Raw genomic sequence first — 20894 nt, 5'->3', positions numbered from 1 at the left:
CTCAACGCGGTGAGGAACAAGCTGCTCCACCAGATCGTGGCTGTCGTCAAAAGAGGCACCCCGTATGAGATCAGATTGGATAAAATCTAGCCATAAGCGCTTGTTTTACTCATAGATTTCGTCTAGTGCATGAGGCGTGCAAGGCCGTCGGCCGTAGCATGGCTTATGCACCTTGTTGTGAGAAGTACTTTTATTGAATTTGCTTAAACCTTAAAGTTTTGAGAGCTTCTAAGAAATCTTTTTCATTTGTCGGTTTAAGGTTTCTGCCGTTTATCTGAAATTTATCTATCGCATAGCCTTTACCCCAGAGTGAGTCGATGTAAACCCCTGTTGTTCCCAATCCAGATTTCTTAGGTTTAACAAGTTTAGCTTTTCGCTTGTCTATTTCTACCCACTCTACTTGTTCTTTAATATACTGCAAGGTGTCAACCTCGCCAACCAAACCTACATATTTGTAAATCGAATTGACCGTTGGCTCTTTGTTTTCAAGCACCTCTTCAAAAACATAGATTTCACCATCCCTTACCATGTAAACTTTTTCATCTTCCAAATTACTTGAGTATTGGCCCAAGTCGAAGGATAATGTATCAGTTCCATCAATTGCTATCATACCAACATATGAGTCTATTCCTTGAGCATCTAATCTTTTCCAGGTTTGCGGTATGTTGATAGAGAAAGCCCCGAAGTCCTGGTTTACAAATTTCTTTGTTTCATGTTGCGGAGAAGTGCAACCTGTTGCAATGAACAAACAAAGAAGTAGATTTTTCATAATTTAGTATTTCTCACAACGTACTGAGCTAAACGGCGGCCGAAGGCTGGCGTTTAGGTGTTGTTAGGGTGTGTAAATTATATTATTATAATTCCGACCAAAGATTACCCTTTGCGGATTATCTACCCATAAATACACTTTCCCAACATCTCCTGCTCTGAATTCATGTTTAGGTAGTCTTACTATCTTTTCAAACACCACATCCTTGTAAGCATATTGTATCTTCAAGCTCCCATCAACTAGAACATTCTTGACCACGGCATAAGTTGAGTCTACTCGCTCATTGCTTAGAAACATTGGTTGTGATTTTAAGACACCAAAATCTTTGTAATTAGAACAATCATATTTCACGATGTATTTTTCTGAATCCACATCTCCCTCTGAGTGTGGAATATAGGTAATAATCGTATCGCTATCAATAACAAACCTAACTTTTGAATCAAAACCATTTTTTACTGCTACTCTTTCAATAACCTCTCCGAGAGTCTCACATTGATAACTATAAATTCGTTCTCTCTCTTTATCGCCGCATTGCTTTAGAAGCACAAACATCAAAGAGATAAGTAAACCTGTTATTAATAATCCAAAGCTTCTCCTTATAGCTTTTCTACTCATTTCATTTACTATTCAATCTTATGCACCCTAACGTACTGGGCTATGAGGTGGCGAAGCTACCTTATAGGTGTTGTTGTGGTGTCGTTTTTATTTCATTTTTTTTGATATTAAAGTAAGTAGCAAAATCTAATACAGGTTTGCCGTTATCGAACTTTAATATGATTTTATCCCCAACTATGGTAACAGTATCAGGAATAAAGTCATTGCTATACTGCTTATCAAGAAAGATTATTTTGTCACCTTCAAGTTGGTATTTACCAATAAAGTTGTCTTCAGTGAAAAGAGTAGAAGCGTTTACTTCAAACTTTTGATTTTCTCTTAATGTTAAGTGTATTGCAGATAAATCATCCATTAAAGTAGCTTCTAATACTTTTTTACTCTTAAACAGCTCTGAATTTAGTAAAAAGATTGTCCCAATTGCCGTTAGAAATACACCTCCTAAAGCTATTCCAACTTTGTTCTTTTTAATTATCGATATTATAAAAAGACCAATAAAACCAGTTCCGAGAATAAAGTAAGGTAGTAAATAAAAAATCCAAAGTGATTCTTGTAGTAAATTATTAAAGTAGTAGGCTACCAAAACAAGCGTTCCTACTAAAATCAATAATATATTTTGAATTATTTTATTGTTTTCCATTAATTATAAATGCACCACAACTATTGTATAAACGGAACTTATTCCGGTTATCTGCCCTATACTTATGCTCAAACATCCGTTTATCCGCCCAAATCGGGTTAATAAACGGAACCGCACTGCCGAATATACTATATAGCTACCGCAAGATAAAGAAAATCAACCTCAGACAAGGCTCCAGAGAGATTTCTGTTTTAAGCCGGTTTCCCTGATTTCAGGCTTGAAACGGAACAGGCGGCGGGCGTAAGTTTGTTGGGAGCAGATGCTGTGCTTTCTTTGTTTCCGCTTGCCCCAGATGGAAAACGCAGGCACTAGGAACGAAAGAGCAAAAACCAGTATCTTTGCCCTAATGAAAATTGGAATCATCTTCGGTGGGCCGTCCCGGGAGCGCGAAATCTCTTTCGCCGGCGGCCGCACCGTCTTCGATAATTTAGATAAATCCCTGTTTGAGGCCGTGCCGGTGTTCGCCGACAGCCTCGGGAATTTCATCCTCCTGGATTGGCACTTCATCTACAAAGGCACCATCCGCGATTTCTATCCGCCGGTAGATGTGCTCCCGCAAACGGAGCACGGGCTGCAGATGTACCTGGAGTCTCTGGGGAAACTGACCGAGGAAGAACTGAACGAGATCGCCGCCAAGGTGGGCACCCGCATTTATCCGCACCAGTTCAAGCAGCTGTTTGACTTCGCGTTCCTGACCTTGCACGGTCCGTACGGCGAGGATGGCAGCATCCAGGGCTTGTTGGAGTGGTATGGCATTCCGTATTCCGGTTCCGGTATTCTGCCCTCGGCTATTGGCATTGACAAGATCGCGCAGAAAGCTCTGCTCAAGCAGCACGGGTTTGCCACGCCAGATTACCGCATCCTGAGCTTGCAGGAGTGGCACGCCACCCAAAACAAAGCCGCCTTGCTGGATAACTTGGTAAGTGATCTCGGGTTGCCGCTGGTCTTGAAGGCCCCGCACCAGGGTTCCTCCATTGGGGTGTCTATTATTAAAGAGGAAAACCTGCAGCAGTTTGAGGAAGCCGTGGCCCGCAGCCTGTTCTCCATCACCCTCCGCAAAGACGAGTGGAACGGCATGAGCCAGACGCAGCAGCTGAACTTTATCAAAACCCTGACGGACATCCGCGAGGGCATCGGCTTGCCGGTACAAACCCAAACCGGGGAACTGGTGTACGCGCCGGAGGAACTGCTCACGCTGCTTTCGAGCACTTTTAACCAAAACGGCCCAGAATCGCTCACGCTCACCAACGTGGAAAGCGAGACGCAGGTACTGGTGGAGGCGTTCATCAACGGCCGCGAGTTCTCCTGCATTGTGGTGCAGGACCAGACCGGTAACCCCATTGCTTTGCCGCCTACCGAGATTAGGAAAGGCGGGGAGGTGTTTGACTACCGCTCTAAATACCTGCCGGGCCTCAGCCGCAAGATCACGCCTATTGACTTACCAACCGAGCAGATCCAGCAGATCCGCCAGGAGTGCGAGCGTCTGTACACCAGCCTGGGCTTCAACGTGTACGCGCGTCTGGATGGCTTCATCACCGCCGACGGTCAGATTTTCCTGAACGACCCGAACACCACCTCGGGCATGCTGCCGTCTTCGTTCTTCTTCCACCAGGCCGCCGAGATTGGGTTGAACCCATCGCAGTTCCTGACTTACATCATCCGGACGTCTTTGGCCGAGCGGGTGAAGTCTGGCAAGAACACGGCGTATTTAACCTCGCTGCTGAAGCGACTGGATTCGGCCATGGCCGATGAGCGCGCGCACCGCCACGACAAAATACGGGTGGGTGTGATCATGGGCGGGTACTCGTCTGAGCGCCACATCTCGGTGGAAAGCGGCAGGAACATTTATGAGAAACTTTCCTCGTCCATCAAGTACGAGCCTATTCCTATTTTCCTGACCGGCAACGAAGAAACGCATCAGCTGTACCAGATTCCTATCAACATCATGTTGAAGGACAACGCCGATGACATCCGGGAGAAAATTGAGGCCTCAGAGGCAGGAGTACCTACGCACCCGGTGCTGGCGCAGATCAAAGAAGAAGCCAAGGGCATCACCAGCCTGTACGCCGGCAACTCGCTGCAGAAACCGCAACGCCTGACCTATGACCAGCTGCGCAGCCTGGTAGACGAGGTGTTCATTGCCCTGCACGGCAGACCCGGTGAGGACGGCGTGCTGCAGACCGAACTGGAGAAACTGCACATCCCGTACAACGGATCGGGCATTCAGTCGTCGCAGGTGACCATCAACAAGTTTGAGACGAACAAGATACTGCGGCAGCACGGCGTGCACGTGGCAGAGCACATGCTGGCCTTCAAACGCGACTGGCAGGAAAACCCCGACCTGTTCTTTCAGCACATTGAGGAGCGATTCAGCTATCCGTTCATCGCCAAGCCCGCCGACGACGGTTGTTCATCGGCGGTGAAGAAGATCAAGAACCGGGAGGAACTGGCTGCCTTTTCTGAGCTGATTTTCCGAAATCAGATCGAAATCCCGGAAACGCCGGCCCGCGTGCTCAAACTGAGCTTCAAGGAAGAAGTGCCGCTGAAAGGTTACTTCCTCATTGAGAACCTCATTTCCAAAGAAGGCGCCAAGCACTTCCTGGAGATCACGGGTGGTTTGCTCACCAGCTACGGACCTGACGGCCGCACCCAGTACGAAATATTTGAGGCTTCTGAAGCGTTGGCCGAAGGAGAAGTGCTGAGCTTGGAAGAGAAGTTTTTGGCGGGTGAGGGGCAGAACATCACACCGGCCCGTTACGCCAAAGACCCGGTGGAGCGGCAGCGCATCTCTGATCTGGTGAAACAAGACCTGAAACGCGTGGCCGAAATTCTGCGCATTGAAGGCTACGCCCGCATTGATGCGTTTGTGCGCGTGTTTGAAGACGGCAGGGTAGAGACCATCATCATTGAGGTGAACTCATTGCCGGGCATGACACCCGCCACGTGTATTTTCCACCAGACGGCTATCAACGGCTATAAACCTTACGATTTCATTGACCGCATCCTGCAGTTTGGCATGGAGCGCACCAAAAAAGTTATCTCTTAAGTAAATGAGTGGTTTTCTAAGGGCCCAAACGCTGGGCGATCTGTTCAAGCACCTGATCATCATGGTAGTCATTGTCCTGACCCTGATGTTCCTGTTTTTCTTTGTGTACCTGCCCAGCACCACCAACCACGGCGAAACCATCTCGGTGCCCAACCTCTCGGGCATGAGCGTGGAGGAACTGGAAGGTTTCCTGGCCGAGAAGGACCTGCGCTTTTACGTGAGCGACTCTACCTATGAGCAGGGCAAAGCGCCTTTTACCGTCATCACCCAGGAGCCCAAAGCAGGGGAGAAGGTGAAGGAAGGCCGCAAGATCTACGTGAGCATCAACATGAAGAACCCACCGCTCATCAAGATGCCGAAGCTGATTGACGGATCGGTGAAAAACGCCGAGATGATCCTGAAGAGCTATGACCTGAACCTGGGCGAGATCAAGTACGTGCCAGACCTGGCTCTCAACGCGGTGCTGCGCCAGTTCCTGAACGGCAAGGAGATCAACCCCGGCGACCCGGTGGCCAAAGGCTCACGCATTGACCTGGAGGTGGGCAACGGCCTGGGCAACACCGAGCTGGACGTGCCTTCTCTGGTGGGCATGCCCATTGACGAGGCCACCATGCTGCTGACCGGACAAGGGTTGAAGATTGGCTCCGTGATCTACACCACGGCCCCCAACGAGGAACCCGACGGAACCGTATTGAAGCAACGGCCCATTGCGGGCGACAGCATCAAGACCAAGATCAGAACCGGAGAATTCATTGACCTTTGGGTAGCCGGCCCACAACCGGTAGCGCCCATCCAAGACTAAGACCTATGCGCCAGTGGCTGACCATCTTCATGATTTTTATCGGCGGGGGATGGACAGCCCACGCGCAGGTATTGACTCCCCTCCAGAGTTTGCCGGCCCAGACCACCGGCGTTGCCGCCGCCCGCAAACCAGCTGCTGAGCCAGCGCCCCTGGCCTCCGGCGACACCCTCTCGCTCCCGTTTTTTGATGATTTTGCCCAAGCGGAGGGAAATCCGGCCCTAACTCGTTGGCATTCGCGCGGCGGAGTCATGGTCTCTAACCGGTTCGCCGCCAACCCGCCCACCATCTTTGCCGCCACTTTTGACGGCGTCAGGGCCGATGGGCAACCCTACGCCGGCGGCACAGCCGTTGGCCCCACCGATACGCTCACGTCCAAGCCCATCCGGTTAGGCGCCTTTCAACCACAGGATTCCCTTTACCTCAGCTTTTACTGGCAGGCCGGCGGCCTGGTAGACGCGCCGGATTTTTCCAGTGCCAACCTGTATTACCTGCAACTGGAGTTCAAAGACGCCACCGGCACCTGGTCGCCCGTCTGGACCCAGAAGGGCACCGGCCGCAGTACGGCCTTCGCCCCGGTCATGCTGGCCCTCAAAGAAGCCCGCTACCTCCACAATGGTTTCCAATTTAGGTGGGTGAGCAGCGGCCGGCAGAACGGCGTGCGCGATGTCTGGCACCTGGACTACGTGTACCTGGACCAGAACCGCCGCCAGGGCCAACTCCAGACCACCGATGTGGCGCTAACCCAACCCATGCCTGGGCTGTTGCGGCGCTATACCGCCATGCCTATCTGGCAGTTTGGCGTGAACCCCGCCCAGGAAACCGCGGCGCAGGTAGGCTCGGCGTACGCCAACTTGAGCCAGGTGCCGGCGGCGCTCAGCTGGCGGGCCCTTACCCGCAATCTGACCACCGGGGCCGTAGACACGTTTCTGCGGGGCAGCGCACCCGTGAATGCCGGGGCCAGAGCCGAGATCTCGGCCCAGCCTTCCAATGCTTTCCTGGGCAGCCAGTCGCAGCCGTATTCCCTGGAGACCCTGCTGTTCCTGAACACCAAGGAGCCCAATTTCTATACCCGCTACAACGATACCCTGCGCCGCCAGACCCACCTGCAGGACTTCTATGCCTATGACGACGGCACGGCCGAGACCGGCTTCAGTTATCCGTCCAGCACGGTGATTCAGCTGGCTTACCAGTTTGACCTCAGCAAACCCGACCGGGTAAAAAGCGTCAGGATTTTCTTCACCGGTACCAACACCCCCGGAACCGAGCTATTTTTGAGAATCTGGGCCGATAACGGGGGCAAGCCCGCCGAGCAGGCTCTCTACGAGCAGCGCTTTACCGTACCGGCGCTGGCCGGCCTCAACAACTGGCTGGATATCACGCTGGAGCGGCAGGTAGAGGTGCAGGGTAGTTTTTACGTGGGCTACCGCCAGCCGGCCGGGGCCACCTTCGTGAACGTGGGCTTTGACCTGAACGAGAACGCCGACGGCAAACTCTTCGCCACCAACGGCGGTACCCAGTGGGGCGCGGTGCCGGCCTTGGGCGGTGCCCTGCTAATCAGGCCCGTCATGACCGGGACGCTCACCGCCTCGGCCCCGCCGCTGGCCCAGGCGGCCCCCTTGGTACGGCCTAATCCCAGCACCTCGGGCCACTTCTACGTAGACCAGGCCTATGACCTGGTGCAGCTGTACTCGCTCACCGGGCAACTGCTCCAGACCTGGCCCAAAGCCCCGGCCAACCAGCCGCTCCGGGTACCGGCCACCCTCGCGGCGGGGATTTATCTTGTAAAAGCCCAAAAAGGTAGCCAACTTAGAACCGCTAAATTAATTCTTCAACCATGATCACGACTGATATCACCGCCGCCGAGCTGAAACAGCGTTTGGCCAATAACGAGACCCCCATCATCCTGGACGTGCGGGAGCCCTGGGAGCACGAGGAGCAGAACATTGCCGGCGCCAGGTTAATCCCCCTGGGTTCGCTGCCCGAGCGCCTGCATGAGCTGGACGAATTCAAAGACCAGGAGATTCTGGTGCACTGCCGCTCGGGCAAGCGCTCGGCCACGGCCCAGGCCATCCTGCAGCAGAACGGCTTCACCAACGTGCGCAACGTACTGGGCGGCATGCTGGCCTACAACGAGGCGTAGGACCGCTCATCAGCCAGGGCCCGGTTTCGGGGCGGTTTTCCGGAAAACTGCTCCGAAACCGGGCCTCTGCGTACCGTTTGGTAACGTAACACGCAGGTTGTTTGGTCCGGCCGGTGGCTACCAATCAGCCTTTGGGCGGGTTCTGCGGTACTAAACAGACAACGGCTTCGGTTTGCTCGCGCCCGTAGCGGCTGGGGCCGGATGGCTTGGGTGGCCCCACAGGCTTTTTCGGCTTTGCCGATAAAAACAGGCCCAAAACAGAAAACTTCTGCACCGTTAATCTTCTTCAACATGAATCTTTCTTTGCCCCAAATCACGGACCCCGCGCTGCTGGCCGAACTGGAACGGCACGGGGTGGTGCAGGAATTTGAGCCCGGGCAGACGATCATTGCGCCGGAACAATCCATTAAAATGGTGCCCATCATTCTGGAAGGCTCGGTGAAGGTGATGCGCACCAACGGGGAAGGGCACGACCTGCTGCTGTATTACCTGGAGGGCGGCGACACCTGCGCGGTGGCGCTTACCTGCTGCAACACCTCCAGCCCCAGCGACGTGAAGGCGGTGGCCGAGGAAAAGACCAGGGTGCTGGGCGTTCCCCTGCAGAAGCACAACGAGTGGACCAACACCTACCGGCAGTGGCAGGAATTTGTGGCCCTTACCTACCAGAAACGCTTCCAGGAACTGCTGCGGGCGGTGGATGACGTGGCGTTCCGGAAGATGGACGAGCGCTTGCTGCGGTACCTGATCACCAAGGCCCGGCAGCTGAACAGCCTGGAGCTTTCCGTCACGCACCAGCAGATTGCCAGCGAGCTGGGCACGTCGCGCGAGGTAATCTCCCGGCTCCTGAAACAGCTGGAAAAGCAGAAACTGGTGGAGCTGGAGCGAAACAGGATCTTCGTGCGCGATGACCTGGAGGAGCTGTTGGCGGCCATGACCCGGTAGAAACCTCGGTAAAAACCGTAGCTTTGCAGCTGACCGGGAGCCCGCTCCCGCCTGTTACGTAAAACAAAGCCGGCCCCAGGCGCTGCGGCGGTCAAGGGCTGGCCCCAGAAATAACCCAAACCCGATGGCGCTATTTGACCTGATAGGCAACACTCCGCTGGTAGAGTTACAAAAGATAAACCCGGCCAAAAACGTACGCATCTTCGCTAAACTGGAGGGGCAGAACCCCGGCGGCAGCGTGAAGGACCGGGCCGCGTACCACATGATCAAAAGCGCCCTGGACCGGGGCGACATCAGGCCGGGCGACCGGCTGGTGGAGGCTACCAGCGGCAACACCGGCATCGCGCTGGCCATGATCGCCCAAACCCTGGGGGTGCAGATGACCCTCATCATGCCCGACAACTCCACCTCTGAGCGGGTGAAAGCCATGCAGGCCTACGGGGCCCAGGTCATCTTAACGCCCGCCGCCCAGACCATTGAGTACTCCCGCGCCCTGGCCGATGAGATGGTGGCCCGCGAAGGCTACTACATGCTGAACCAGTTCGCCAACCCCGATAATTACCGCGCGCACTACCAGACCACCGGCCCCGAGATCTGGCGCGACACCCAAGGCACCATTACCCATTTCGTGTCGGCGATGGGGACCACGGGCACCATCATGGGCGTGTCCAGGTACCTGAAGGAGCAGAATGCGGGCATCCAGATTGTGGGCACCCAGCCCGCCGCCGGGTCCAGCATTCCGGGCATCCGGCGGTGGTCGCCTGAGTTTCTGCCCCAGATCTACGAGCCGGCCAGGGTAGACCGTCTTATTGACATCAGCGAACAGGAAGCCACCCACATGACGCGCCGCCTGGCCCGGGAAGAAGGCATTTTGGCGGGCATGAGCAGCGGCGGCGCCCTGCAGGCCAGCTACCAACTGGCCCAGGAGCTGGAGCAAGGCGTGATTGTGTTCATAGTCTGCGACCGGGGAGACCGGTACCTGAGCACCGACCTTTTTGAGTAAAGGCAGCTGCCTCTGGCCTGGGAAGAAACAGGGAAGCTGTGGCCCATTTGCTCATTTTGGGGCAGTTTTCAGCAAACCAGGCCTAAAATGGCAGCACTGGCCCTAGGCCGCAGAAGATTCTTTAGAGAACGAGCAAGCTTGTTCACGCCAACGGGTAGGGCAGGGGTTGCCGCAACTTTACCATTCACCTGATGAGCCTGATCAGAAAAGCAGTTGAGGTGCTCACGCAAGCCTTGGCTCGTGGCGCTGATTTGGGGCTGCTTCCGCGAAAACAGGCCTAAAACCTCCGGAGAGAAGGCCGTAAACCGTGCAGTCAGACGCTTGCGCCAGTAGATTTTAGAAACTGATTACTGGTTCAAAGAACCATTACCAACCACAAAGCACACACCCAGACCCGGTTGAGCGAGTGCCAGAGAGACAGCGCTGTGTGATATTTGTCACTGAGGCCTTAGGGGGGCTTCGGTACCTTTGCAGGAACACAGATAAATCAGACACCAATGGAATGGCTAGGGTACGCGGCGGCTTTGTTAATCGGGATCTCGTTGGGCGTGACGGGCAGCGGCGGCTCTATCTTAACGGTTCCCATTCTGGTGTACCTCATGGGGCTGAGCCCGGTGGTGGCCACGGCCTACTCGCTGTTTGTGGTGGGCACCACCAGCCTGGTGGGCAGCGTCAGGTATTACCGCAAACGGCTGGTGTGCTTTAAAACGGCCCTGCTGTTTGGCATTCCCTCCCTGCTCACGGTGGTGCTCACCCGCGGCCTGCTGCTTCCGGCCCTTCCGGCAAGGCTGTTTACGGTGGGGAGCTTCGCCGTAACCCGCGATGCGGTGATCATGCTCCTGTTCGCGCTGCTCATGGTAGCCGCCGCGTACCGCATGATCGGTCGCCGGAAGGGCTCGGTGTTGCCTGTTACAGGGCATCGGCCGAGGCCGTATCTGGCCTTGCTGGGGCAGGGTACCCTGGTGGGCCTGGTCTCGGGGGTGGTGGGCGCCGGCGGCGGTTTTCTCATTATTCCGGCCCTGGTGCTCTTTACGGGTCTCAGCATGCCGGTGGCGATAGGCACCTCGCTGGTGATCATCGCGGCCAATTCGCTCTTCGGCTTTGTGGGAGACCTTTTCCATTATGACATCAATTGGGGCTTCCTGGTCCTGTTCTCTTCCCTGTCCATTGCGGGCATTTTCCTCGGCGCGGCGGTCGCCACCCGGCTCAGGGCAGACAGCCTGAAGCGGGGGTTTGGGTGGTTCATCCTGCTCATGGGCCTTTACATTATCCTGCGGGAAGTGGTGGGCGGCGGCCCTGGGTGACAAAAGTCACGGACCGGCCCGTCCCTTTTCCCGACCTTTGTTTTAAGAATCATTTCAGAAAATCAGCCATAAAACAGCACCATGAAAATTGAACAGATCTATACCGGCTGCCTGGCCCAGGGCGCTTACTACCTGGAGAGCAACGGCGAGGCGGCCATCATTGACCCGCTGCGCGAAGTGAAACCCTACCTGGAAAAAGCTGCCAGTCGGGGTGCCACCATCAAGTACGTGCTGGAGACCCACTTCCACGCCGATTTTGTGAGCGGCCACGTGGACCTGGCCAAGGCCTCGGGCGCGCAGATTGTCTTCGGCCCCAACGCCCACACCCAGTACGCGGCCTACAACGCGCAGGATGGCGAGGAGCTCACGCTGGGCGATGTCACTATCAAGGTGCTGCACACGCCCGGCCATACCCTGGAGTCTACCACGTACCTGCTCCGCGACGAGGCCGGCAAAGACTACGCCCTGTTCACCGGCGACACCCTGTTCATTGGCGACGTGGGCCGGCCCGACCTGGCCGCCAAGTCGGAACTGACGCAGGAGCAGCTGGCCGGCCTCCTCTATGACTCGCTCCGCACCAAGATCATGCCCCTGGCCGATGACGTGCTGGTGTACCCGGCCCACGGGGCCGGATCGGCCTGCGGCAAGAACATGAGCAAGGAAACTTTTGACACGCTGGGCCACCAGAAGCAAACCAATTACGCCCTGCGCGCCGACATGACCCGCGAGGAGTTTGTGCAGGAGGTAACCGACGGCCTTACCCCGCCGCCCGGCTATTTCCCCCTGAACGTGCAGATGAACCGCGAGGGCTACCACAACATCCAGGAGGTACTGGCCAAAGGCCTGCAGGCCCTGCCCCCCCAGGCGTTTGAGGCGGCGGCCAACGAGACCGGCGCCCTGGTGCTGGACACCAGAAAACCCGAGGTGTTTGCCCGGGGCTTCATCCCCAACGCCATCAACATTGGCATTGACGGTAGCTTCGCCCCGTGGGTGGGCACCCTGCTCCCCGACATCAAACAGCAGATCCTGCTGGTCACCGATCCGGGCCGGGAGGAAGAAGTAGTGACGCGCCTGGCCCGGGTGGGCTATGACTACACCATTGGCTATCTGCAGGGTGGTTTTGCGGCCTGGCAGGCGGCCGGCAGGGAAGTGGATACCATTGAATCCATCACGCCCGCTGAGTTCGCGCAGCGCTACGGGCAAGACCCGTCCCTGCCCGTGGTAGACGTGCGCAAGCCCACCGAGTACCAGGCCGAGCGCGTGGCCACGGCTACCAACGCCCCGCTGGACAACCTCAACCACCATGTGGCCGAGCTGCCCAGGCAAGGCAAGCTGTACCTGCACTGCGCCGGCGGCTACCGCTCCATGATTGCGGCCTCCATCCTGAAGGCCCGGGGCTTTGACCAGGTGGTGAACGTGGAGCAGGGCTTCAAAGGCATTGCGGAAACCCAGGTGCCCAGGACGGCCTTTGTGTGTCCTTCCACGCTTTCTGAGTAATTCTTAAAAAAAGCCTTACAAACGGCTGCTGCCGATGGGCGCCCGTGGGCTCTGCCTGCTGGGTGCGCCCTCTGGTGACTACCCTGTGCGGGCAAAGTGCAGCTCGGCGGCCGCCAATCCTTCATCGGCCGGGAGGCGTCTGTTTCTCGGCCCTTTTCTTAACTCTATGCTTGAAATACTCCGCCAGCCCTGGCCCTGGTATGTGTCTGGGCCGGTGATTGCCCTGGTCATGGTCTTACTGCTTTTCTTCGGGAAATCGTTTGGCTTTTCGTCTAATTTTCGGGTGCTCTGTGCGGCCTGCGGCGCCGGAAAGCGGGTGTCCTTCTTTGATTTTGATTGGCGGGCCCAGGGGTGGAACCTCCTGTTTCTGGTGGGCGCCATTGGGGGCGGGTGGCTCTCGTCCACGTTTCTCGCCAACGGGGAGGCCGTGCAGCTTTCAGCCGCCACCCTGCAGGACTTACAGGAACTGGGCTTTGCCGCGCCCCAGGGCATGCAGCCGCAGGAGCTGTTTGGGAGCGAGGCGTTCTTCAGCCCGAAGCACCTGCTGCTGTTGCTGGCCGGCGGCTTCCTGATTGGGTTCGGGTCTAGGTACGCCGGCGGCTGTACCTCGGGGCACGCCATCAGTGGCCTTTCCAATTTGCAGTGGCCTTCGTTGCTGGCGGTGGTGGGCTTCTTTGTGGGGGGCCTGCTCATGACCTTCGTGCTGTTCCCGCTCATCTTCTAAATTCATCTCTTGCTGGCAAACAGGGCCGATGTGCGGGTCTGGCAGCTAGCAAATTAAACTAACCCCAACCTTGAAAGGATTGAAATTTATCTTCACCGGCCTGCTCTTCGGCATTGTGATGAGCAAGTCAGAGGCTATCTCGTGGTACCGTATTCAGGAAATGTTCCGGTTCCAGAGTTTCCACATGTATGGCATTATCGGGACTGCGGTGGTGCTGGGCACCCTTGCCGTCTGGCTCATCAAGCAGTATCACCTCCGCGATTTTCAGGGCAACCCCATCACGTTTACGCCCAAGGAAAAATCCGTGCCGCGCTACCTGCTGGGTGGCATTATCTTCGGCTTGGGCTGGGCCCTGGTGGGGGCTTGTCCGGGACCTTTGTTCGTGAACGTGGGGTTTGCCTACTGGCCCATTCTGGTGGCGATCCTGGGGGGGCTGCTGGGTACCTACGCGTACGGCGTGGTGCGGGACCGGCTCCCTCACTAACCCGCGTGGGCCATTTTGAGCCCTGTTTTATGGAAAAGGCCTGAAAACAATTCGGGGCTGTTTCTAAGGAAACAGCCCCGAAACAGGGTTAATCTACAATAAAGGGCGCGGGGCTGAAGCAGAGCAGGAACACCACCAGCGAGAACCAGCCCAGCCATTTGCGGCCCCGGCTCAGGGGCTCCTCGTTGGGGCTGGGCGGATGAAAGATTCCCAACGCCCTGGACAAAATGAGCCCGAAAACCAGCCAGCCGTTGTATCCCTGCGCCTGGGGCCACATGACCTGCACGGCCAGTTGCGCGCACACCACCCCGGCGGTAAGGTACAGGCTGCGTTTCACGTCGGGGAACAGGGGCCGGAACACAATGCCCAGGTACAGCAGGTAGCCGGCCCATTTCCACCAGTCGTCTTCCCAATTTACATTCAGGGGCAGAAAGCCCAGCCCGGCATAAAAGATAAACGCCGTGAACAGCAGGGGCGACAGCCGGTTGAACCGCTCATACCCCAAGAGCCCGTACAGAATATGGCCGCCGTCTAGCTGCCCGATGGGCAAGAGGTTAAGCGCCGTGAAGAACAAGGAAAGAAAGGCCGCGAACAAGACCGGGTAGTGCGCCATCTCGTAGCGGTTGGGCACCAGGGCCGGATCAGCGATGAACTCCTCAAAGAACCAGAACAGGAGGTTTCGGCCCAGGGCCAGGTCCTCGGGTCCCGCGTAGGCGTACGTGGCGTAGGCTGAGCCCAGGAGGCGGTACTCGGGGTGGATCTGGTACAGGTAGTCTGCGGGCGGCAGGTGGGTGAACCCGTACACCAGCAGGGCCAGCGCCACCGCAAAGCCCGCCAGCGGACCGGCAATGCCAATGTCAAAAAACTCCTTGCGGGAGAAAATGCGGTCTTTGATGCGGATGAAGGCGCCCATGGTCCCAATCCCGAAGGTAACGCCCAGCCACACCGGTATGTAATAGGGCAGCGTGACGTTCACCTTGTAGTGCCGGGCCGTGAGGTAATGCCCAAACTCGTGCACGGTCAGGAAGCCCAGGAAAGCCCCTGAGAACGCCATGCCGCCCAACACCTCGGCCCAGGTAATGTCGGGGATCCAGGTAAAGCCCTCGGGCCCGTAGAAGAACGCCCGGCCGTAGCGCCATTCTGCCCCCGCCAGGGTGGTGGTGGCCAGCGTGACCAGAAAGAGCAGGACGTGCAGGAATCGCTTACGCCCCATGCTCCGGCAGCGCTTCTGCTAAAACCTGGTTGATGGTGAGGGGAGGGGCCAGGTGGATGGTCTGTAAGCCTACTTCCCGAGCCCCTTCAATGTGCTGGATGCTGTCGTCAATGAAGAGGGTCTCTTCGCGTTTCAGGCCGTTTTCGGCTAAAATGTGCTCAAACACCTCGCCACCGGGCTTGCGCATGCGCACCAGGTGCGAGTAGTAGGCTTTGTCAAAGAGGCTGTCCAGGCTGGGAATCCCGAAGTTCTCTTCCACAATCTTGTTGAAGGCCAGCATGTGGATGGCGTTGGTGTTGCTGAGCAGGTACAGGTTGTAGTGCTTTTTGAGCTGGCGCAAGAGTTCAATGCGCTCGGCCGGGATGTCCAGCAGCAGGCTGTTCCAGGCTTCGTCTATTTGCTCGTCGGTCGCCTCCAGGTAGTACTCGGCCCGGAGCCCCTCCCGGAACGCCTCGGAGGAAATGTCCCCGCGCTCGTACAGGTCAAAGAGTTCAGACTGCGCCTTCTGGCTGAAGTCTATGGAAGCGCCGGTTTTGCCGTAGGCCCGGAGGGCATCAGTTCCTTTGGCGTAGTCAATGTTGATGATCACGCCGCCCAGGTCAAAGATGATATTTTTTACAGTAGAAAAGTCCACGATTAATGAGTGCTTTGTTTTGCGATTTAAAACACAAATTTGTAGAATTGCACTCCCAAATCAAAGATTTGGCCGGGCCTATAGCTCATTCGGTTAGAGCAACTGACTCATAATCAGTAGGTGCTTGGTTCGATTCCAAGTGGGCCCACCTGAAAATCAGCCACTTACGAGGTAAAACTTGTAAGTGGCTTTTTTGTTTGCACACAATTTGCACACAAATGAAGAGTTTTCTTATGCTCGAAGAATAGGTTAATATAAATGTGTATTCACCTTTTTCCAGTAGAACTAAGTTCTTTTCTTAATTGAAAGGAGGTCGTATTTATCTCTTTCAATGATTCATCCATTCCTTTGATTTGCAGGGCATACCAGTCCGCTTTCTTTGAAGCCCATAATAGCTATATGTTGAGTGGATCTAAAAGAATACTCTGTACAAGAACCTTAGCTTCAACAACTACAATGTAATCTTATAATACTTGAGACTGTTGCCATAGCTGAGCCTCTAGCAGAAGATTTTTCAAACAGTACTAGCTCTTTTTCTTGCTACAACTCAAGTTCACACTTTATCCTTTTTTGCTCCAGTCTCTTTGCATCTTCTATCTTTCTTTGAATTTTTTCCTCCTTTTCTTATTTCATAGTTTTTTAGTTTTAATAAGAAGCTGTTTAAAGTTTTTCAGTTTCAATGATTTTGCGGATAAATAGGACTGTAAAAGCTAGTAAATGGAGTGCGACCCAGTTCCTGGCTTTTGTTTCGAATCGTATCAGCAGCGCCTTGAAGCTGTCGAGACATGCATTGGCATGCTCGATAACGGTTCTGTTCTTGAAGAGCTCCTCATCAAACTACACATATTTATTACTGCTCTTCCCATGCATAGGATTGAAGGCGATGTTGGCCTCGATCTTCCTCTCTGAGCACAGGCGTCTGAAGTCCTCAGAGTCGAAGCCCGCATCCGCATTCAGGAACAAGCCATCGGTCTGCAGGCCTGCCTCCTCCAGGAGACCGCACAGCTGGCCAGACACCTCTTCTATCTCGAACAGGTCGTGGTGGTCACCCGAGACCGGCTGGCAGCAGGCCAGCAGCAGACCCTTGCTGTCGGAGAGAAACAGGCTGTTGCAGCTCTTGCCTGCCTTGCGGGCCTGATAGCCCACGTGCTCCCCACCGTTTTTGCTGAGCGTCTGGCGTCCACGCCTTTCTCAGGCTGCCGTCACCGGCCCACTTGCTGAAGTGGTGGTACACCCCCTGCCAGCTCATGGGAACGATGCCGAAGAACTCCCTGGTGGGAAGTTCCCGCCACTGGCAGCCAGTCTTGAGCCGGTAGAGAATGGCCGACATGATCGCTGAGGGTTTCACACGGGGCTTGCTGCCTCTTTTGCCTATGCTCAGGTGAGGGACAATCCAGCGGTTTATGCTATCTTCGTTTATGACTTCCATCGGATTAGGTTCAGGTTTGATATGTCTTCGCAAACACTTTTACATGCCTAATTATTTGGAAGTTAAAAACTCTAAACAGCTTCTTATTAAAACTATTTAGTGCAAATGTCTAAAGAACAAATTCAGTATTTTATTTTTGCTAACAATCCTGTTGGCGAGTATGATAATTCCATTTGGGATACTAATAATATAATTCAAACGAAAGAATATTATTTTGATCCAAAGGTAGGATTGATAAACAAACCTAAAGAAGGTGATAAAGTAGTATTTAAAGAATTCAAAACAAAAAAGTATTGGGGTGAAGCAGTTGTAGAGCAATCTTGTACACCAAAGAATGTTGATGGGAGAAATACAGTGTTCTTCAAGATTGCTCAAATCAATAAATGGTTGTATAATGTAGATACCGATAGTTTATATGCGGAGCTTTCTAATAAGTCTACCCGAGATCGAATTGTAAGTATCACAGAAAAGGACTACTTCTTAATCAAAAATGAAATGGAAAAAAATAGCGTTTTATCTGAAAAGCGTCAAGTTGAGTTGAAGGAATTTTGGGAAGGTTATAAGAAAAGTTTTGATAAGAAAGATATTGAAGAAAAACTTGAGATGAGAATGAAGGAGTGGCAAGCCTATAAAAGTAGAATTGCTAATGGTTCTTTCTCCTTAGAGGATTACACCAATACTTTAAGTAACACTAATGGATCGCTTGCAGGCGGATACTTATGTAATTTCTTAGAACGTACAACTCGCCAAGTATTTGGATCATCTAAGCCTGGCACGGCAATAAACTTTGGTGTTAAGTTAAATAATGATAAAACCACTTATACTATTGGAAAAGACAAGCCTAATGGTACAAGAGAGGAAGCAGAAGAGAAATTTAACAAAGATATAAAACCTGTAATAGAGGGAATAGTTAAATCTTCTAGCATTTGGGATATAATAAGGATCGTAGAGAATAATAATATTGGAGCAAAACAAATTCTGAGAAAATTAGCAGTGTTAGATCATCAGACAGATTTCATTTACATTTACTCTAATGATGTAATAAATGAACTGTATGAGGAATTCATCAATGGCGATGAAAATCATAACCTTGGTAAAAATGCGGCTATTTCAGCATTTGCAAAAGAGCTATTCGGAATGGAGTCCAGTTCTTTTACGGATCAATATATATTATCAAGTTTCTTGTGGATGTTACGACACACAAAGAGCATAGCAGACGAAAATACACCTAATGTCATTCTTTATGGTCCTCCTGGAACTGGCAAAACATACTCAGTTCAACGAAGTTTAAATTTTGTTTGCCAAGGAAACAGGGACCTTTATGAAGTGGTGCAATTTCATCCTTCGTTTACATATGAAGACTTCATTGAGGGAATAAAGCCAAAAGGCATAGGAAAGGATGGTAATATAAAATTTGAGCTTGTAGATGGGGTGTTTAAACGCTTTTGTAAAAAGGCAAAGCAGCAGCCAGATAAAAAATTTTACTTTGTAGTTGATGAAATTAACAGAGCTAATCTGTCAGCCGTCTTTGGTGAAACCTTATCCAGACTTGAGAAGAATTACCGCCATAATGTTACTTATCCTGAAAATGGCAACTTAATAAAGACTCAATATTCCACTCTTATAGAACAATTATCAGAAGAGGACAAAGCTGCTTTAGCTTATGAGTTGATAGATGGTAATGCATATTTCGGGGTGCCTTCCAATATTTATTTTATAGGTATGATGAATGATGTTGATAAAAATATTGATGCTTTTGATCTGGCACTCCGAAGAAGGTTTAAATGGATCCGCAAAGATTGTGACTATGAAGTTATTTTAGAAAGAACGAAAGGCAAAAATTGGAGTGAGTTTGATAATATTGATATTTATGTGGAGGCATGTAGATATTTAAATAACTATATATCAATTGAACTTGGATTGGGGAAATCATATGAGTTTGGCCATTCTTTTTTTATGAAGATGTCTGATATAGCCAATCGTAAGTCTATAACGACAAAGAATATTGAAACCCTATTCGAACTTCATTTAAGACCAACATTAAAAGAGTACTTGAGGGCATTATATCCAGAGAGCGAATTAGACAAAAGATTGGATCAATCGCTTGCTAAGTTCAAACAGCCATTTACCAATAAATAGGGCAAATGGAATTAACTATCCCAGTCAACAATAACTTTTATAACGAGGCTCCATTAAGTGAGATGGACTTACAGAAAGCACTTTTAATCAAAGGAAAGAAGTTTGAGGCACAGAGAGATAAATTGTTTTCATCTATATTTGAATTAACTACCCACAACAGTAGCCTCAATAAACTTAAATTATTTGGATTTAGAGATCAGAAATTTAGGCAAGAAGAAGAACGACTTGTCTTAAGACTTTATTCAAAGGAAAACTCAAATGGGGAAATGCAATATTATGTTCAAACTGGGTTATATGCTGGTGTAGTTTACCATAAAGGCTGTAAATTTAATATCACCACAAAGTACGGAAACGACTTTCTTCGCAGAATGTTGAATTTTGTAAATGATATTTTTATTGATAATCAAAAAGCTCCTTCCTTAAAAAATCTAAGAATTAATGAATTTGAATTCATAATCGCATACCTATTTATACAATCATTAGAAAAAGCTTCGGTTCTTGGGCTACCTAATGAATACCAAACTATCTCCCAACAGAGCCATAAGGTAAGGGGAAAGGTAGACATCAATACGTATATTAAAACTAATATACCATTCAAAGGAACTATAACTAGTACTTACCGGGAGCAAGTTTATATACAGGAAATAGTTGATGTTCTTTATCTTACTTGCAAAAAACTTGAAAATAAGTTTGGTAAAGACATTCAAAAAAAACTGCTAAGTATTACCCAGTTGCTTAAGCAAAATTACTCTGGCAGGTATGTGAGCTATGAAACTATCTTGAAAGCTAAAAATCACAGAGCTTTACAGAATCCTATATATTTTGCTTTTAAAAAGGTAATAGAGTATGCAGAAATTATCTTGTTGCAACTTGAACTAGATGCTAGTGAAAAGCAGAGTAGCTTAGAAACACATGGATTTCTATTTGATATCTCTCAGCTGTTTGAACTATATATTGAGAGATTGCTTAGCAAGAGTTTTAATGATTGGTATGTGAATTCTCAAGAGGAGTTGTTACTATATCAAGATATGTTCTACAGGCGAAGGATGTTTCCTGATATTGTAATGAGACATAAGATAAGCGGCAAAGTAGCTGTATTTGATGCAAAATTTAAGACTATGCGCATGATAAAAGATGACCTAGATAGAAGTGACTTCTATCAAATTCATACTTACATTCATTTCTATGGTGCAGATGTAGTGTTGGGAGGGTTGCTTTATCCATTATCAAAATTAATTGATACTTCTAGAACGCATTCTAAATATTTATATGGTAACACTGTAAGAAATGAGACAAAGTTCGTTGTTGATGGTGTGCATGTTACTGAAGGAATTAGCATATCTAAATTAATTCAAGAAGAAGAGGCATTAATAGAACGGCTTCAAAGTGCCCTAGGTTGATTTAGTACTGATTTTAAGCTTGTTACATAATCAAAAGGGAGTATGATTCTATTTAGACTAATTGTTTCTTATTTTTGTTAAATCCGTAGTTTATTATTTCTTTTTATCTGTGGGGC

At 51.5% G+C, this 20894-nt stretch carries 19 protein-coding genes and 1 tRNA gene; 13 read left to right on the top strand and 7 right to left on the bottom strand.

Annotation, left to right across the window (positions count from 1 at the left end; translation table 11 throughout):
• Positions 1-190: 190 nt before the first annotated feature.
• From JT718_RS14425 to JT718_RS14415, 3 genes are all read right to left on the bottom strand, one after another.
• On the bottom strand, positions 191-769 hold the full coding sequence (locus JT718_RS14425) for a hypothetical protein (protein WP_205503411.1): 579 nt from the start codon (positions 767-769) through the stop codon (positions 191-193).
• A gap of 63 nt (positions 770-832) precedes the next feature.
• Entirely contained in the window at positions 833-1384 is a 552-nt protein-coding gene (locus JT718_RS14420; RefSeq protein WP_205503410.1) for a hypothetical protein, read from the bottom strand.
• Positions 1385-1445: 61 nt separating this feature from the next.
• Positions 1446-2021, bottom strand: coding sequence for a hypothetical protein (locus tag JT718_RS14415; protein ID WP_205503409.1), 576 nt, complete (start codon positions 2019-2021; stop codon positions 1446-1448).
• Positions 2022-2367: 346 nt separating this feature from the next.
• On the opposite strand from JT718_RS14415, the gene JT718_RS14410 reads away from it, so the two are divergent.
• From JT718_RS14410 to JT718_RS14365, 10 genes are all read left to right on the top strand, one after another.
• On the top strand, positions 2368-5067 hold the full coding sequence (locus JT718_RS14410) for a D-alanine--D-alanine ligase family protein (RefSeq protein WP_205503408.1): 2700 nt from the start codon (positions 2368-2370) through the stop codon (positions 5065-5067).
• A 4-nt stretch (positions 5068-5071) separates the two neighbouring features.
• On the top strand, positions 5072-5869 hold the full coding sequence (locus tag JT718_RS14405) for a PASTA domain-containing protein (protein ID WP_205503407.1): 798 nt from the start codon (positions 5072-5074) through the stop codon (positions 5867-5869).
• A 5-nt stretch (positions 5870-5874) separates the two neighbouring features.
• Positions 5875-7707, top strand: coding sequence for a T9SS type A sorting domain-containing protein (locus JT718_RS14400; RefSeq protein WP_205503406.1), 1833 nt, complete (start codon positions 5875-5877; stop codon positions 7705-7707).
• Complete coding sequence (locus JT718_RS14395) at positions 7704-8009, top strand: rhodanese-like domain-containing protein (RefSeq protein ID WP_205503405.1); 306 nt, start codon at positions 7704-7706, stop codon at positions 8007-8009. Before JT718_RS14400 ends, JT718_RS14395 begins: the two co-directional genes overlap by 4 nt.
• 291 nt (positions 8010-8300) lie before the next feature.
• Entirely contained in the window at positions 8301-8951 is a 651-nt protein-coding gene (locus JT718_RS14390) for a Crp/Fnr family transcriptional regulator (protein WP_205503404.1), read from the top strand.
• 124 nt (positions 8952-9075) lie between these two features.
• Complete coding sequence (cysM, locus tag JT718_RS14385; protein ID WP_205503403.1) at positions 9076-9954, top strand: cysteine synthase CysM; 879 nt, start codon at positions 9076-9078, stop codon at positions 9952-9954.
• A 497-nt stretch (positions 9955-10451) separates the two neighbouring features.
• Entirely contained in the window at positions 10452-11258 is an 807-nt protein-coding gene (locus JT718_RS14380) for a sulfite exporter TauE/SafE family protein (protein ID WP_205503402.1), read from the top strand.
• 81 nt (positions 11259-11339) lie between these two features.
• Entirely contained in the window at positions 11340-12755 is a 1416-nt protein-coding gene (locus JT718_RS14375; protein WP_205503401.1) for an MBL fold metallo-hydrolase, read from the top strand.
• Positions 12756-12921: 166 nt separating this feature from the next.
• Positions 12922-13479, top strand: coding sequence for a YeeE/YedE family protein (locus JT718_RS14370; RefSeq protein WP_205503400.1), 558 nt, complete (start codon positions 12922-12924; stop codon positions 13477-13479).
• A 70-nt stretch (positions 13480-13549) separates the two neighbouring features.
• Entirely contained in the window at positions 13550-13963 is a 414-nt protein-coding gene (locus tag JT718_RS14365; protein WP_205503399.1) for a YeeE/YedE family protein, read from the top strand.
• A gap of 88 nt (positions 13964-14051) precedes the next feature.
• On the opposite strand, the gene JT718_RS14360 is transcribed toward JT718_RS14365, so the two are convergent.
• Both JT718_RS14360 and JT718_RS14355 read right to left on the bottom strand, forming a co-directional pair.
• Positions 14052-15176 (bottom strand): site-2 protease family protein, encoded by a 1125-nt coding sequence (locus tag JT718_RS14360; protein WP_205503398.1) that lies wholly within the window; start codon positions 15174-15176, stop codon positions 14052-14054.
• Positions 15166-15810: an HAD family hydrolase gene (locus JT718_RS14355; RefSeq protein ID WP_205503397.1), complete on the bottom strand. Its 645-nt coding sequence runs from the start codon at positions 15808-15810 to the stop codon at positions 15166-15168. The genes JT718_RS14360 and JT718_RS14355 overlap by 11 nt, the downstream gene beginning before the upstream one ends.
• Positions 15811-15884: 74 nt before the next feature.
• Between JT718_RS14355 and JT718_RS14350 the strand changes: the two genes are divergently transcribed.
• Positions 15885-15958, top strand: a tRNA-Ile gene (locus JT718_RS14350).
• 689 nt (positions 15959-16647) lie between these two features.
• Here JT718_RS14350 and JT718_RS20555 read toward each other — a convergent pair.
• On the bottom strand, positions 16648-16956 hold the full coding sequence (locus JT718_RS20555) for a hypothetical protein (RefSeq protein ID WP_240337106.1): 309 nt from the start codon (positions 16954-16956) through the stop codon (positions 16648-16650).
• Entirely contained in the window at positions 16856-17239 is a 384-nt protein-coding gene (locus tag JT718_RS20550; RefSeq protein WP_374729171.1) for a transposase, read from the bottom strand. The genes JT718_RS20555 and JT718_RS20550 overlap by 101 nt, the downstream gene beginning before the upstream one ends.
• A gap of 105 nt (positions 17240-17344) precedes the next feature.
• Between JT718_RS20550 and JT718_RS14340 the strand changes: the two genes are divergently transcribed.
• A complete protein-coding gene (locus tag JT718_RS14340) occupies positions 17345-19378 on the top strand; it encodes an McrB family protein (RefSeq protein WP_205503396.1) in 2034 nt (677 codons plus the stop codon).
• Between the two features lie 5 nt (positions 19379-19383).
• Positions 19384-20778: a 5-methylcytosine restriction system specificity protein McrC gene (locus tag JT718_RS14335; RefSeq protein WP_205503395.1), complete on the top strand. Its 1395-nt coding sequence runs from the start codon at positions 19384-19386 to the stop codon at positions 20776-20778.
• The last annotated feature ends 116 nt before the right edge of the window (positions 20779-20894 follow it).

Source organism: Rufibacter psychrotolerans (assembly GCF_016924645.1).
In the GTDB taxonomy this organism is placed as follows: domain Bacteria; phylum Bacteroidota; class Bacteroidia; order Cytophagales; family Hymenobacteraceae; genus Nibribacter; species Nibribacter psychrotolerans.
Note: the sequence above shows the minus strand (reverse complement) of the source record. Positions and strands in the feature narration are given on the sequence as shown.